This window comes from Pseudomonas sp. EL_65y_Pfl1_R83 (genome assembly GCF_963970695.1).
In the GTDB taxonomy this organism is placed as follows: Bacteria; Pseudomonadota; Gammaproteobacteria; order Pseudomonadales; family Pseudomonadaceae; genus Aquipseudomonas; species Aquipseudomonas tritici.
The window spans coordinates 280,141-294,792 of sequence record NZ_CAXAQI010000002.1 but is presented as its reverse complement, the minus strand read 5'-3'; the positions used below and the strand labels follow the sequence as shown (position 1 = coordinate 294,792).

Here is a 14,652-nt window from a genome sequence, read left to right as displayed (position 1 = left end):
CAGACCTTATAAATGTGTGGTTGCGCCAGCGGCAGCGTAGTTCTGGTAACTGTCCATCGTTTTAGCGATCTGCGAAATCTTGCTGGCGTAGGCCGGGTCGGTTGCGTAACCGGCTTTTTGCAACTCGCGTACAAACTGTTCCGGGTTGTCGGCCGACTTCACAACTTCTTTATAGCGATCATTGCTTTGCAGCAATGTCACCAAGTCATGGAAGCTGTCCTGGTAAGAGTTGTAGGAACGGAACTGCGCCGTTTCCTTGACCATTGCCCCGTCACGGAACTCGCTGGTGATCGCACGCGCTTTCTCGCCCTGCCAACTCTGGCCGGCCTTGATGCCAAACAGGTTGTGGCTGCTGGTGCCATCCTGGGCGCGCATCACCGATTTACCCCAACCAGTTTCCAGGGCGGCCTGGGCCACCAGGTACTTCGGATCGACACCAATGCGCGCGGCGGCCGCCTTGGCCATTGGCAACATGGTTGCGACAAATTCATCCTGCGAACTGAAGGCCTTCTTCGCCGGCGCCAACGGTGGCTGGGCCACGGCACGGCCGTAGACCTGCATGCGGTCGCCGGGCACCGCGAAAGTGCGCGCCGTGCTGTTGACCACGTTGTCATCGGCCGCGCTGTTACGCAGTGGCGCAGACTTGGCGACGGTGGTTGCATCGGTACTCGGCACGATGCCGGCCAGCAGGCGATCAGTCAGCCTGCTCGGCAAGGCAATCCGGCGCTGGTTCATCAATTCCATGTCATTGCTGTGCGATGCAGCAGCCCCAGCCTGTGGCTCTGCCACGCGGTAAGCCCACAGCGGACGCTGGCCATTGGAACGGCCCAACGGACCTTCGGCCTGGGTGCCGGCGGCAATTTCCGTCGGCACGTTGACCTTCTTGGCAGCCTCAGCCGCCGCCGGGCCTTGCAGGGTGGCGGCCTGAGCCTCCACCGGCTTGTTCTTCTGCATCTGACGCATCAGCACATCGGCCAGGCCGATACCCCCGCCTTCGCGGGACATCGAGACCGCCAGTTGCTGGTCGTACATTTCCTGATATTGCTTGGCGGCCGGCGTGTTCAGCGGGTTGTCTTTACCCAACGCCTCGGTGGCCGAACGCATGGACTTGAGCATCTCGCTCAAAAACAGCGACTCGAACTCCTGCGCGACCTTGCGCATGTTGCCTTCGCTGTTCTTGTCGTCGCCGACCTTGAGCTGGTTAAGCCGGTTCAAGTCGGAGTAAGACCCCGAGTCCGCCGTGCTGCTGATACCGCTCTTGCGCATGTCCATGACCATGGCCTCAGATCACGATCAGGTCGGCTTGCAAGGCGCCGGCCTGTTTCAGTGCTTCGAGAATCGCCATCAAGTCGCCGGGCGCCGCGCCCACCTGGTTCACTGCACGGACAATCTCATCCAGGGTGGTGCCGGGACCGAACTTGAACATCGGCTTGGCTTCTTGCTGGGCGTTGACGCGTGAGCGTGGCACCACCGCCGTCTGGCCGTTGGACAAAGGCCCAGGCTGGCTGACGATCGGGTCTTCGGTGATGGTCACGGTCAGGCTGCCGTGGGTCACCGCTGCCGGCGATACCTTGACGTTCTGGCCGATCACAATGGTACCGGTACGCGAGTTGATGATGACTTTGGCGACAGCCTGGCCCGGGTCGACTTCAAGGTTTTCCAGGATCGACAGGTAGTCGACGCGCTGGCTGGGGTCCAGCGGGGCGGTCACACGGATCGAGCCGCCGTCGATCGCCTGGGCCACGCCAGGGCCGAGCATGTCGTTGATCTTATCGACCACGCGCTTGGCGGTGGTGAAGTCGGAGCGGTTGAGGTTCAGGGTCAGGCTGTTGCCCTGGTTGAAGCCGCTCGGCACAGTGCGTTCAACACTGGCACCGCCTGGGATACGACCCGCCGATGGCACGTTGACGGTGATCTTCGAACCGTCGCGACCTTCAGCATCAAACCCGCCCACCACCAGGTTGCCCTGGGCGATGGCGTAGACGTTGCCGTCGATACCCTTGAGCGGTGTCATCAACAAGGTGCCGCCACGCAGGCTTTTCGAGTTACCGATCGACGCCACAGTGATGTCCACCAGTTGGCCGGGCTTGGAGAACGCCGGCAACTCAGCACTGATCGACACCGCCGCGACGTTTTTCAGCTGCACGTTGCCCGAACCGGCCGGCACCTTGATGCCGAACTGCGAGAGCATGTTGTTGAAGGTCTGCAGGGTGAACGGGGTCTGGGTGGTCTGGTCACCCGTACCACTGAGCCCCACCACCAAGCCGTAGCCGATCAACTGGTTGGAACGCACACCGGAAATGCTCGCGATGTCCTTCAGGCGTTCGGCCTGGGCGACAGCGCTTAAGCAAAGCAGGAGCGCGGCCGCCATCAGCTGTTTGAAGTTCAAAGTGGCCACCTAGAAAGGGAACAGCGGGCTAAGGAAGAAACGGTCGAACCAGCCCGGCTGACTCGCATCAGCAAACGAACCCGTACCCGAGTAGGTAATGCGTGCATCGGCAATCCGCGTCGAAGGCACGGTGTTGTCGGTGGTGATGTCATCGGCGCGAACCATGCCTGCAATGCGCACCAGTTCGTCACCGGTATTGAGCGTCATCCACTTTTCACCGCGTACGGCGAGGATGCCGTTGGGCAATACATCGGCCACGGTCACGGTGACCGAACCGGTCAGGCTGTTGCCCTGCCCTGCCGAACTCTTGCCGTTGGTGGAGCGGTCACCGCTGTAGCCGGCGCTGAGGCTCAGGTCGCCATCACCCAATGGGTTGTTGACGTTGGGCACGGCGCCGAACAACGACGTCAGGCCGATGCCAGCCTTACTGGTTTTGCCGACTTGAGAGTTGGCGTTTTTGCTGGCCTGGGTGCGCTCGTTGAGGGTGATGGTGATGATGTCACCGACCCGGAACGCCTTGCGGTCGCTGTACAGGTTCTGTTCGAAGCCAGCCTGATAAATCGAGCCATTGTTGGCAGCCGCCGGCAACGGCGTGCGTGGCAACACCGGCGCGTAATACGGGTCATTGGGCTTTGGCGTCGGAGCGACACAGCCCGCGAGCACGGCAATCCCACTCAATGCCAGAACAGAAACATAGCGATTCATGACCCTTACCTCACGGTGTTGCAGGCGACCTCAGGGGCGCCCCATAGACTTGATTACAGATTCTGCGTTACGAACGAAAGCATCTGGTCGGCGGTGGAGATCACCTTGGAGTTCATCTCGTAGGCGCGCTGGGTGGTGATCATGTTGACCATCTCCTCAACGGTGCTCACGTTGGACGTTTCCAGGGTGCTTTGCAGCGTGGTGCCAAAACCGTTCAGGCCAGGGGTGCCGATTTGCGGTGCGCCGCTGGAGGCGGTTTCCAGGAACAGGTTGTTACCCATGGCCTGCAGGCCGGCCGGGTTGATGAAGTCGGCGGTTTGCAGGTTACCGATCACTTGCGAAGCCGGGTTACCGGCGACGGTGATGGACACGGTGCCGTCGTTGCCGACAGTGAACGTCTTGGCATCAGCCGGTACGACAACGGCTGGCTCCAGGGAGAAACCGTTGGCCGTCACGATCTGGCCGTTGGAATCCAGGTGGAAAGTACCGTCACGGGTGTAGGAAGTGGTGCCGTCCGGTTGCAGGATCTGGAAGAAACCACGGCCGTTGATGGCCATGTCCAGCGGCTGGCCGGTCTGCTGCAGGTTGCCGGCGCTGAAGTTCTTCTGGGTGCCGACGATCTGCACACCGGTACCCAGTTGCAGGCCCGACGGCAGTTCGCTGTCCTGGGTCGATTGGGCGCCTGGCTGTTTCTTGATCTGATAGAGCAAGTCCTGGAACTCGGCACGGTCACGTTTGAAACCCGTGGTCGACACGTTGGCCAAGTTGTTGGAAATGGTGGTCAGGTTGGTGTCCTGGGCGGACAGACCTGTTTTGGCAACCCATAGAGCCGGAAGCATGCTGTTCTCCTTCGTGCGCCTGTTTGTTGGCGCCGCGTTGCAAATTAGTTAAGGGCTATCAGCTCATCTGCATGACGCGAGTCATGGCCTGATCGTCTTCTTTAGCGCTGTTCATCATCTTGATGTGCAGCTCGAACTGCTTAGAAAGCGCCAGCACCGCTGTCATTTCTTCTACGGCATTGACGTTGCTCGCCTGCAGAAAGCCCGAGGTCAGCGTGACCCTAGCGTCGGCTTGAGCCGGCTGGCCATCCTTGGTGTGGATGGTGCCGTCCAGGCCTTTGCTCATGTTCTTCAGGTCCGGCTGGACCAGCTTGATGCGGTCCACTTCAGCCATCACACGCGGGCCTTCACCCATGGCGCGGATGCTGATGGTGCCGTCGGCACCCACTTCGATTTTCTGCTGGGGCGGCACGGCAATCGGGCCACCGTTGCCCATGATCGGCATGCCGTTGCCGGCCCGCAGCACGCCCAATGCATCGACGTTCATGCTGGCGCTGCGCACGTAGGCCTCGCCGCCATCCGGGGTTTGCACGGCCATCCAGCCATCGCCGCTGACGGCAACGTCCAGGTCACGGCCGGTCTCAATCATCGCGCCAGGGGAGAAGTCGGTGCCTGGGCGCTCGGTCAAGGCAAACGCCCGCGCCGGAAAGCTGTCACCGAACACCGGCATCGAACGCGCCTGCTCCAGGTCGCGCTGGAAACCATTGGTGGAAATGTTCGCCAGGTTGTTGGCATGGGCCTTCTGCGCCAGAGCATTCTGGCTGGCGCCGGTCATTGCCACATAAAGGTACTTGTCCACGCTCTTTCCTCTTTCTGACGGACGCTTGCCGCCCACCGCTGTACTGATAAGGCTTAAGCAATTTGCGAACCAACTTTTGAAAAGAAGGAGAAGTGCAGGCGGGACGGGGGTTTGGCGGGAGATGGGTGGATTAGGCTGCCGGCTGAGAGTCGAAAAAACGGCGGACTACTGCCGCGTGCGGCAAACACCCGTATTACAGGCGACAAAAATTCAAATGATGCGGGAGCGAGCAAGCCCGCTCCCAAAGTTTGCCCCTGTTTAGTCAGTGGGTTATTTGTCGGTCTTGAGGACTTCGTAATCGCGCAATTTATTGGCGATGGTGGTGTGCGACACCCCCAACCGCTTGCCCAGCTGCCGACTGCTCGGGTGCTCGGCGTACAAACTTTCCAGCACCGCCTTCTCGAAGCGCCCGACAATGTCCTCCAAGCCGCCCTCCAAGGAAAAATCGCCAAGGGGCTGACGCACGCCATAGTCCGGCAGCCGAATATGCTCGGCCTTGACCATCCCGCCATCGCACAACGACACCGCCTGGAATAGCACGTTTTCCAACTGCCGTACGTTGCCTGGCCAGTGGTAGTGGCTCAGACGATCCATCGCAGCCGTCGCGAGCTTCGGCAGCGGGCAGCCGATCTGCCGGCTCGCCTGATCAAGGAAGTGATCCACCAGCGGCGCCAGGCCGTCGAGGCATTCGCGCAGCGGCGGGATGTGCAGGGACAGCACATTTAGACGGTGGTAAAGGTCCTGGCGGAATTCGCCACGGGCGCACAGTTCAGACAAGTCCACCTGGGTGGCGCAGATCACCCGCACATCCAGGTACACCTCTTCATCGCTGCCTACGCGGCGGAAGCAACCGTCCTGCAAAAAGCGCAGCAACTTCACCTGCAAGCGCGCGCTCATTTCCCCCACGCCGTCGAGAAACAGCGTGCCGCCCGCCGTCAACTCCAGCAGCCCCAGCTTGCCTTCGGCGCGCGCGCCTTCGAACGCGCCGGGGCCGTAGCCGAACAGCTCGGTCTCGGCCATCGACTCCGGCAAACCGGCGCAGTTAAGCGCCATCAACGGCGATTGACCACGCGGGCTGGCCAGATGACAGGCACGGGCCAGCAGTTCTTTGCCGGTGCCGGTTTCGCCTTCTATTAATAGAGGCGCATCCAGCGGCGCCATGCGTCGCGCTTCGCGAACCACGGCGGCCATGACCTTGGAACTCTGGAAAATGCTGTCAAAGCCGCGCAGCTCCTGCTTGCGCACGTTGTAGATGCGTTCACCGACGCGGTCGGCGCGGTGCAACGTCAGCACGGCGCCGGCCATGGCCTCGCTGTCATCATGTTCGGACGATTGCAGTGGCGCGATGTCCGCCAGGAACACGTCACCCTTGACCTTGACCCGCAGGCCGTTGATCCGCGATTTGCTCGCACGCACCAGCTCCGGCAAGTCGAAGTCCTCGGCATACCGTGACAGCGGAATGCCCGGCACTTCATCCACCCGCACCCCGAGCAACTGGGCCGCCGCGCGGTTGGCGGCGACGATGGAACCGCCCATGTCGATCGACAGCACCGGAAACTCCAGGGCGCCGAGCAGCGCATTGAGTTCCATGTGCCGGCGCTCGCTGGGCATCAGCCCTACCCTTTTCACCCCAAACACTCCGGCAATCGCCTCGAACTGCGGGCGCAGCGCCTGGAACTGCATGTTCACCAGGTTCGGGCAGTACAGGTAAATGGCATTGCCATGCTCACCGCCGACCTCGCCCTTGGCGACGTTGACGCCGTACTCCACCAACAGGTTGAGGATGTCCCGCAGGATGCCGATACGGTTCTGGCAGTGCACTTTGATACGCATGAAAAGGCCCGAAAGTTGGGTAAGCGCCGCGTCTTTTTTGTCGCTGGGCGCAGATAGTCGTCAAGATTATGTGACAGCTTTGGGGGTTTTCCCAGCCCAACCCAGCAGCAAACGCGGCATCCGTAACGAATACTTTACGAAAACTGGTAAGTTTTCCTACTCAGAGGCGTTTTAAACAGATGGAATCCCGGCGCGCACGGGTTATCAATAGGCTCAACGCAGGACATAACAAGAACGAATGCCTAGCAGGAGAGCCGTATGAAACAGACGCAGTACGTGGCCCGCGAGCCCGATGCGCAAGGTGTTATCCATTACCCGCCAGAAGAACACGCGGTGTGGAACACCCTGATCACTCGTCAATTGAAAGTGATTGAAGGGCGCGCCTGCCAGGAATACCTGGACGGCATCGAAAAGCTCGGCCTGCCCCTGGACCGAATCCCGCAATTGGGCGAGATCAACAAGGTGCTGGCCGAAACCACCGGCTGGCAAGTCGCCCGCGTGCCGGCGTTGATTCCCTTCCAGACGTTCTTCGAATTGCTCGCCAACAAGCAGTTTCCGGTGGCGACTTTTATTCGCACCCGCGAAGAACTCGACTACCTGCAAGAGCCGGACATTTTCCACGAGATCTTTGGCCATTGCCCGCTGCTGACCAACCCCTGGTTTGCCGAATTCACCCATACCTACGGCAAGCTCGGCCTGGCGGCCACCAAGGAGCAACGGGTGTACCTGGCGCGCTTGTACTGGATGACCATCGAGTTTGGCCTGGTGGATACGCCCGAAGGTCGGCGCATCTACGGTGGCGGTATTCTGTCGTCGCCCAAGGAGACCGTGTACAGCCTGTCGTCCGAGCCTGAACACCAGGTGTTCGATCCGCTGGAAGCCATGCGCACGCCGTATCGCATCGATATCCTGCAACCGCTGTACTTCGTGCTGCCAGAGCTCAAGCGCCTGTTCGACGTGGCGCAGGAAGACATCATGGGCATGGTGGAACGCGGGATGCAGCTGGGATTGCATGCACCAAAGTTTCCGCCCAAACCCAAAGCTGCATGATCCTTACATCTTGAGGCCAGGTGAGTCTGTTCCCTGGCCCCGCGTTGCTTTAGGGTGACGCTACTGACCTTCAAACATTCGAATTCAGGACACCTCCATGACCACCTTGAACCAAGCCCACTGCGAAGCCTGCCGCGCCGATGCCCCGCAAGTCAGCGATGAAGAACTGCCGGTGCTGCTCAAGCAGATCCCCGACTGGAACATCGAAGTCCGCGACGGCGTGATGCAGCTGGAAAAGGTTTTCCTGTTCAAGAACTTCAAATTCGCCCTGGCGTTCACCAACGCCATGGGTGAAATCTCCGAAGCCGAAGGTCATCACCCAGGCCTGCTCACTGAGTGGGGCAAAGTCACCGTGACTTGGTGGAGCCACTCCATCAAGGGCCTGCACCGCAACGACTTCATCATGGCCGCACGCACCGACGAAGTGGCCAAGGACGCCGAGGGCCGCAAGTAATGCACTTCGATGCCATAGGCCGCGTGCCCGGCGACCCGATCCTCGGGCTGATGGACCTGTATGCCCAGGACACCAACCCGAACAAATTCGACCTGGGCGTGGGCGTCTACAAGGATGACCAGGGGCTCACGCCCATTCCGCACGCAGTGAAACTGGCCGAGCAGCGCCTGGTAGACACCCAAACCACCAAGACCTACATCGGCGGCCACGGTAATACTGCCTTCGGCTCGCTGATAAGCGAACTGGTGCTCGGTGCCGATTCGGCGCTGATCCGCGAACGCCGCGCCGGCGCCACCCAGACTCCAGGCGGCACCGGCGCTCTGCGCCTGAGCGCCGACTTCATCGCCCACAATCTGCCCGGCCGTGGCGTTTGGCTGAGCAACCCGACCTGGCCAATCCACGAAACTATCTTCGCCAAGGCCGGGATTAAGGTCAGCCATTACCCCTACGTGGGTGCTGACAATCGCCTGGACGTGGCGGCGATGCTGGCTACTCTGTCCAGCGTGCCAGAGGGCGACGTGGTGCTGCTGCATGCCTGCTGCCACAACCCGACCGGTTTCGACTTGACCCAGGATGATTGGCGCCAGGTGCTGCAGATCGTGCGCGAGCGCCAACTGCTGCCGCTGATCGACTTCGCCTATCAGGGCTTTGGCGATGGCCTGGAGCAGGACGCCTGGGCCGTGCGCCTATTTGCGGCCGAGCTGCCGGAAGTGCTGGTGACCAGTTCCTGCTCGAAGAATTTTGGCCTGTATAGCGACCGTGTTGGCGCGTTGATCGTGTGTGCGGCGGATGCCGAGAAGCTGACGGATGTGCGCAGCCAGCTTGCTAACACGGCACGCAACCTGTGGTCGACGCCGCCGGATCACGGCGCAGCCGTGGTGGCCACGATTCTGGGCGATGCCGAGCTGAAAAAGCGATGGAGCAATGAAGTAGAAGCCATGCGCTCGCGGATCGCGCACTTGCGATCCGGGCTGGTGGAGGCATTGGCGCCCCACGGTTTGTCGGAGCGGTTTGCCCATATTGGGGCGCAGCGCGGGATGTTTTCCTATACCGGCTTGAGTGCCGAGCAGGTCAAGCAACTGCGGGAGGAGCACAGCGTGTACATGGTGAGCTCGGGAAGGGCTAACGTGGCGGGGATTGATGCGACGCGGTTGACGTTGCTGGCTCAAGCCATCGCCGACGTCTCTAACTGAAGAAACCGGGATCAAATGTGGGCTGGCTTGCCTGCGATAGCGGTATGTCAGCCCCACATTTTTCACTGACAGATCGCTATCGCAGGCAAGCCAGCTCCCACATTTTTGACCCAGTGCAGCCTCTAGCCCGCAACCATCTCAGCCTTTAGCAGTGCCTCTTTCGCCTGCGCATCCGCCAACCGATACAACTCGATACTCCCGTCCCAGTGCTCGATCAACGCCGTGCACGACTCCACCCAATCCCCACAGTTGAGGTAATCCACCTCGCCCACCTTGCGAATCTCCGCATGGTGGATATGCCCGCACACCACGCCATGCAACTCGCGCTTAGTCACTTCGTGGGCGATCGCTTCTTCGAAATCGCTGATGAAACTCACCGCCGTCTTGACCTTGTGCTTGAGGTACGCCGACAGCGACCAATAGCCATAGCCATACCGCGCACGCCAATGGTTCAGCCAGCGGTTCAGCGTAAGCGTGAACTCATAGGCCGAGTCACCGAGGAACGCCAACCAACGGTGATAGCGGGTGATCACGTCGAACTGATCGCCATGGATCACCAACAGATGACGGCCATCAGCAGTCACGTGCACCGCTTCATCCACCAGTTGAATATTGCCCAGGATCAGCTTGGAGTAGCGGCGCAGGAATTCATCGTGGTTGCCGGTGACGTAGATGACCTCGGTGCCGCGCTTGGCCATGGTCAGCAAGCGGCGGATCACGTTGGTGTGGGCCTGGGGCCAATACATGCCGCCGCGCATTTTCCAGCCGTCAATGATGTCGCCTACCAGGTAGACCTTGTCGGCGTGGTAGCCCTTGAGGAACTGCGACAAATGTTCGGCCTGGCAATCCCGGGTGCCCAGGTGCACGTCGGAAATCCACAGGGTACGAACCCGTTGCTTACGGCTGGGTTTGACGAACTCGGCACTGGTCATGGGCATCCCTCGACGCTGTTTTCGCGAGCTTGCGCCTCGACGGTTAATAGCCCATGACAGCTGTGCGTCAGTCTGATGACAGCGCCGGCCGACCGAGAAGCGTTGTAGACTGCCGGCTTGCAGCCCAGGAGACCGCGATGAGCCCCACTCTCACGCTACGCCATTACCTCGAAGCGCCCATCGCCCACAGCCATGATCATGCGCAGTTGGTGTTCGGCCTGTCCGGGCACCTGGATTTCGAAGTGGAGGGCCGTGGCAGCCAGGTGCGCGAAAGCAGCGTGATGGTGCTGCCCTTCTCCGCCCATCATGCCTGTGGCAGCCGCGATGGCAGCCGCTGCCTGGTGCTGGACGTGCCCACCGAGCACTGGGTACTGCAATCGTTGGGCGAACATGCCGATGCCAGTCGCCGGCTGCTCGATCAACCCACGCGACTCGCCCTGGATTCGCGGCAAAGCCAACTGGTGCATTGGCTGGCGCTGAGCCCGGTGGATGATCCGCTGATCGTCCAGCAAGGCGCGGTGCTGTTGTTGGCCAGCCTCAATCACCCGCTGGCTCAACCGCTGCCGGGCCGGCGCCTGCCGTACGAGGCATTCAATGCGCATATCGAGCGCCACGTTGCACACCCGCTGCAGGTAGCCGACCTGGCGCGCATCGCAGACCTGTCGGTGGCGCGCTTGCACGCACGGTTCATGGCGGAATGCGGGCAGACGCCGATGGACTATATCCGCCGCCGTCGCCTGCACATGGCCTTGGACCTGCTGCGCAAAACGCCATTACCCATTGGTGAAATCGCCGATCGCGTCGGCTATACCTCGCAAAGCGCATTTGCGGCCGCGATGCTGCGTGAGTTTGGCGCCTCGCCGGGCGCATTGCGGCGCAACGCGTAGGACGAGTCTCGCGATAAAAATCGCGAGCCGGACGACAGACGCCTACACGGCAGCCCCACTAGACTGCGCTTCTGTCACCCGCTTGATTCAAGGATCGCAATGACTCCCCGCTCAGCCCTCGGCGCCCTGCACATCGGCGCATTGATGTTTGGCCTTACCGGTGTATTCGGCAAACTGGCGGCCGCCTCGCCCGCCATCATCGTCTTTGGGCGTGCCGTGTTTGCCGTGATTGCCCTGGCGCTATTTGCACGGTTCGCGAGCAACACTGCCTGGAAAAAGCTGGAACTGCGCGACTGGCGCCGGCTGCTGGTCAGCGGCGTATTGCTGGCCGCGCATTGGGTAACGTTCTTTATTGCCGTCAAGGTGGCCGGCGTGGCCGTCGCGACCCTGGGGTTTACCGCGTTCCCGGCCTTTACCGTGATCCTCGAAGGACTGATTTTCCGCGAGCGCATTCGCGCCAATGAAGTGCTGTTGGTGGTGCTGGTCAGCATCGGCCTGGTGCTGGTCACGCCGGACTTCAATCTTGCCAGCGAAGCCACCGGCGGGTTGCTCTGGGGGATCGCCTCGGGGCTGCTGTTTTCCCTGCTGTCACTGAACAATCGCGCCAGTTCCGGGCGCATCCCTGCGGTGCAGGCGGCGCTGTGCCAGAACGTGGTGGTTGCAGCGTGCCTTTTGCCGGTCGCGGCGCCTGGGGTGGCGGATGTGCAAGCGATTGACTGGCTGTGGATCGGTTTGCTCGGCGTGTTCTGCACGGGCCTGGCCCACAGCCTGTTTGTCGCCAGCCTCGCGGTGATCAAGGCACGCACGGCTTCGGTGGTGTTTGCCATGGAGCCGGTCTACGGTATCACTGCGGCCTGGCTACTGTTTGCCGAAACCCCGACACTGCGCATGCTGCTCGGCGGCGTGCTGATCATCGTCGCGATCGTGCTGTCGGGGTTGATGGGCGGCGCCAGCCAGGCCAAACAACCTGCGGCAACGGCCTGATCTCTGACGCTCACTGCGTGCGGTCGTTGTGCCCTAGATCCCGTTGCGGGTCGATCTGGTCGCGCACGCGCTGCTTGAGCACCTTGGCTTCAGGGAAACCGCCGTCGGCCTTGCGCTCCCAGATCTGCACGCCATCACAGGTGATGCGAAACGCGCCGCCGGTGGCGGGCGCCAGTGACACTTTGCCCAGGTCATCGGCAAACGTGCTCAACAATTCCTGCGCCAGCCAGGCGGCGCGAAGTAGCCACTGGCACTGAGTGCAATAGGTGATAACGATCTCGGGTTTGATCGACGACATAATTTGAGAAGCTCCAGGCGTAACGGGCTTGGCGGATCGAGTGGCTATAATACCGGCCTTTATCGCCCAGCCTTGAGATTCATGATGCGCCGCCTGCTGTCCTGCCTGTTTCTGTGCTTGCTTCCCCTTGTTGCCGACGCCATTGAGCCGCCACGCCCGAAAATCGGCCTGGTGCTGTCCGGTGGCGCCGCCCGTGGCCTTGCGCATATCGGCGTACTCAAGGCGCTGGAGGAGCAAGGCATCCAGATCGATGCGATTGCCGGCACCAGCATGGGCGCGGTGATCGGTGGGCTGTACGCGTCGGGCTATAAAATCGATGAGCTGGAAAAGCTGGCGCTGAGCATCGACTGGCAGCAGGCCCTGTCCGATGCGCCGCCGCGGGAAGACGTACCGTTTCGGCGCAAGCAGGATGACCGGGACTTCCTGGTCAAGCAAAAACTCAGCTTCCGCGACGACGGCAGCCTCGGCTTGCCACTGGGCGTGATCCAGGGCCAGAACCTGGCGCTGCTGCTGGAAAGCATGTTCGCCCACAGCAGCAACACGCGTAACTTCGACAAGCTGCCAATCCCCTTCCGCGCAGTAGCGACCGATATCACCACCGGCGAAAAGGTAGTATTCCGCAAGGGCCACCTGCCCCAGGTGATCCGCGCCAGCATGTCGATCCCGGCCGTGTTCGCTCCGGTTGAACTGGACGGAAGATTGCTGGTGGACGGCGGCATGACCGATAACATCCCACTGGATGTGGCACGGGAAATGGGCGTGGATATCGCCATTGTCGTGGACATCGGCACCCCGCTGCGCTCGCGCAAGCAACTGGCCACGGTGGTGGACGTGCTTAACCAATCCATCACCCTGATGACCCGGCGCAACTCTGAAGAGCAACTCAAGGACCTGCACCCCAAGGACGTGCTGATCCAGCCGCCGCTCGCTGCCTATGGCGTGACCGACTTCGGCCGCGCCAAGGACATGATCGACGCCGGCTACCGCGCTACCCGCGCCCTCGATGCCCGCCTCGCCCATCTGCGCCCCGCCGAGCCAATCGACCCGCAACTGGTGGCCGCCCGTACCCCAGGGGAACGCACGCCGATAATCACCGCCATCAGCGTGGAAAACGACTCGAAAGTCAGCGACGACGTGATCCGCTACTACATCCGCCAGAACCTGGGCGAGCCGCTGGAACTAGGCCGCCTGCAAACCGACATGGGCACCCTGTATGGTCTGGATTACTTCGAACAAGTGCAATACCGCGTAATCAAGAAAGGCAAGGAAAACACGTTGGTGATCAGCGCGCGCGGCAAGCGCAGCGGCACCGATTACCTGCGCCTGGGCCTGAACCTGTCGGATGACATGCGCGGCGATAGCGCCTTCAACCTTGGCGCGAGCTACCGCGTGAACGGTATCAACCGCCTTGGCGCCGAATGGCTGACACGGGTGCAAATCGGTGATCGACAAGAGCTGTACAGCGAGTTCTACCAGCCGATGGACACTGGCTCGCGTTACTTTGTCGCCCCTTATATCAGCGCCCAGGCGCAGAACGTCGAACTGATCCTGGACAACGACCCCATCTCCGAATACCGCCTGGAACGCTACGGTTTCGGCTTGAACGTAGGGCGCCAGATTGGTAACAATGGCGAGATCCGCTTCGGCGTCGGTGAAGCCTGGGGCAAGGCGGACGTACGCATCGGCGACCGCGACCTGCCCAGCGTGAGTTTCAGCGAGGGCTTCTATGAGCTGAAGTACTCCTTCGACACCCTGGACAATGTGTACTTTCCCCACACCGGCGAAGACATCGGCCTGGCCTACCGCGAATTCGAACCGGGGCTGGGCTCGGACCAGCGCTACCGCCAATGGGAGTTCAAGTTAGACAAGGCCATGAGCCACGGCCCGGACACACTTGTGCTGGGGGGGCGCTATGGGCGCACGCTGGATGATTCGGATGTGGTGATTTCCAGCTTCCTGCTGGGGGGCGCGCGGCAGTTGTCGGGCTTCCGCCAGGATGCGATCTCGGGCCAGAACATCAGCTTGATGCGGGCGGTGTACTACCGCCGGCTCACGCCACGCTCGTACCTGCCACTGGATTTCCCGTTGTACCTGGGTGCGTCACTGGAACGCGGCCGGGCGTGGAACAACGACAATGAGTTCGACAGCGGCTATATCAACGCGGCGAGTATTTTCCTGGGCTTTGATACACCGTTGGGGCCGCTGAACTTCAGTTATGGGTTCAATGATGACAACCAGAAGGCGGTGTATTTGAACCTGGGGCAGACGTTCTAAATGATGCGCGAGGCT

Annotated in this window: 14 protein-coding genes; 6 read left to right on the top strand and 8 right to left on the bottom strand. The window is 61.2% G+C overall.

Going from position 1 to position 14,652, the window contains the following annotated elements; all coding sequences use genetic code 11:
* Window positions 1–6 precede the first annotated feature (6 nt).
* The 6 genes from flgJ to AACY08_RS03530 form a co-directional block, all read right to left on the bottom strand.
* A complete protein-coding gene (flgJ, locus tag AACY08_RS03555; protein WP_339468099.1) occupies window positions 7–1,272 on the bottom strand; it encodes a flagellar assembly peptidoglycan hydrolase FlgJ in 1,266 nt (421 codons plus the stop codon).
* Window positions 1,273–1,282: 10 nt separating this feature from the next.
* Window positions 1,283–2,371: a flagellar basal body P-ring protein FlgI gene (locus tag AACY08_RS03550; protein ID WP_339468289.1), complete on the bottom strand. Its 1,089-nt coding sequence runs from the start codon at window positions 2,369–2,371 to the stop codon at window positions 1,283–1,285.
* Window positions 2,372–2,398: 27 nt separating this feature from the next.
* Complete coding sequence (gene flgH, locus AACY08_RS03545) at window positions 2,399–3,094, bottom strand: flagellar basal body L-ring protein FlgH (RefSeq protein WP_339468097.1); 696 nt, start codon at window positions 3,092–3,094, stop codon at window positions 2,399–2,401.
* Window positions 3,095–3,147: 53 nt separating this feature from the next.
* Window positions 3,148–3,933: a flagellar basal-body rod protein FlgG gene (gene flgG / locus AACY08_RS03540; protein ID WP_185703632.1), complete on the bottom strand. Its 786-nt coding sequence runs from the start codon at window positions 3,931–3,933 to the stop codon at window positions 3,148–3,150.
* 58 nt (window positions 3,934–3,991) lie between these two features.
* The gene (locus AACY08_RS03535) at window positions 3,992–4,732 is read right to left on the bottom strand and encodes a flagellar basal body rod protein FlgF (protein ID WP_065873760.1); all 741 of its coding nucleotides are present in this window, start codon (window positions 4,730–4,732) and stop codon (window positions 3,992–3,994) included.
* Window positions 4,733–5,002: 270 nt separating this feature from the next.
* Window positions 5,003–6,565: a sigma-54-dependent transcriptional regulator gene (locus AACY08_RS03530; protein ID WP_339468095.1), complete on the bottom strand. Its 1,563-nt coding sequence runs from the start codon at window positions 6,563–6,565 to the stop codon at window positions 5,003–5,005.
* Window positions 6,566–6,823: 258 nt separating this feature from the next.
* Here AACY08_RS03530 and phhA point away from each other — a divergent pair, with 258 nt between their 5' ends.
* The 3 genes from phhA (at window position 6,824) to AACY08_RS03515 (ending at window position 9,262) form a co-directional block, all read left to right on the top strand.
* Window positions 6,824–7,615 (top strand): phenylalanine 4-monooxygenase, encoded by a 792-nt coding sequence (gene phhA, locus AACY08_RS03525; protein ID WP_339468093.1) that lies wholly within the window; start codon window positions 6,824–6,826, stop codon window positions 7,613–7,615.
* A gap of 97 nt (window positions 7,616–7,712) precedes the next feature.
* Entirely contained in the window at window positions 7,713–8,069 is a 357-nt protein-coding gene (locus AACY08_RS03520; RefSeq protein WP_010208721.1) for a 4a-hydroxytetrahydrobiopterin dehydratase, read from the top strand.
* The gene (locus AACY08_RS03515; protein WP_339468091.1) at window positions 8,069–9,262 is read left to right on the top strand and encodes an amino acid aminotransferase; all 1,194 of its coding nucleotides are present in this window, start codon (window positions 8,069–8,071) and stop codon (window positions 9,260–9,262) included. Before AACY08_RS03520 ends, AACY08_RS03515 begins: the two co-directional genes overlap by 1 nt.
* Before the next feature lie 122 nt (window positions 9,263–9,384).
* Here the strand turns inward: AACY08_RS03515 and AACY08_RS03510 are convergent, their stop codons facing one another.
* A complete protein-coding gene (locus AACY08_RS03510) occupies window positions 9,385–10,194 on the bottom strand; it encodes a UDP-2,3-diacylglucosamine diphosphatase (RefSeq protein ID WP_056861436.1) in 810 nt (269 codons plus the stop codon).
* A gap of 137 nt (window positions 10,195–10,331) precedes the next feature.
* Here AACY08_RS03510 and AACY08_RS03505 point away from each other — a divergent pair, with 137 nt between their 5' ends.
* Complete coding sequence (locus AACY08_RS03505) at window positions 10,332–11,081, top strand: AraC family transcriptional regulator (protein ID WP_339468088.1); 750 nt, start codon at window positions 10,332–10,334, stop codon at window positions 11,079–11,081.
* 99 nt (window positions 11,082–11,180) lie between these two features.
* Entirely contained in the window at window positions 11,181–12,065 is an 885-nt protein-coding gene (locus AACY08_RS03500; RefSeq protein ID WP_339416652.1) for a DMT family transporter, read from the top strand.
* A 10-nt stretch (window positions 12,066–12,075) separates the two neighbouring features.
* Here AACY08_RS03500 and AACY08_RS03495 read toward each other — a convergent pair whose 3' ends face one another.
* Entirely contained in the window at window positions 12,076–12,363 is a 288-nt protein-coding gene (locus tag AACY08_RS03495; protein WP_065873766.1) for a SelT/SelW/SelH family protein, read from the bottom strand.
* Between the two features lie 84 nt (window positions 12,364–12,447).
* On the opposite strand from AACY08_RS03495, the gene AACY08_RS03490 reads away from it, so the two are divergent.
* Complete coding sequence (locus tag AACY08_RS03490; protein ID WP_339468288.1) at window positions 12,448–14,637, top strand: patatin-like phospholipase family protein; 2,190 nt, start codon at window positions 12,448–12,450, stop codon at window positions 14,635–14,637.
* Window positions 14,638–14,652: the final 15 nt, after the last annotated feature.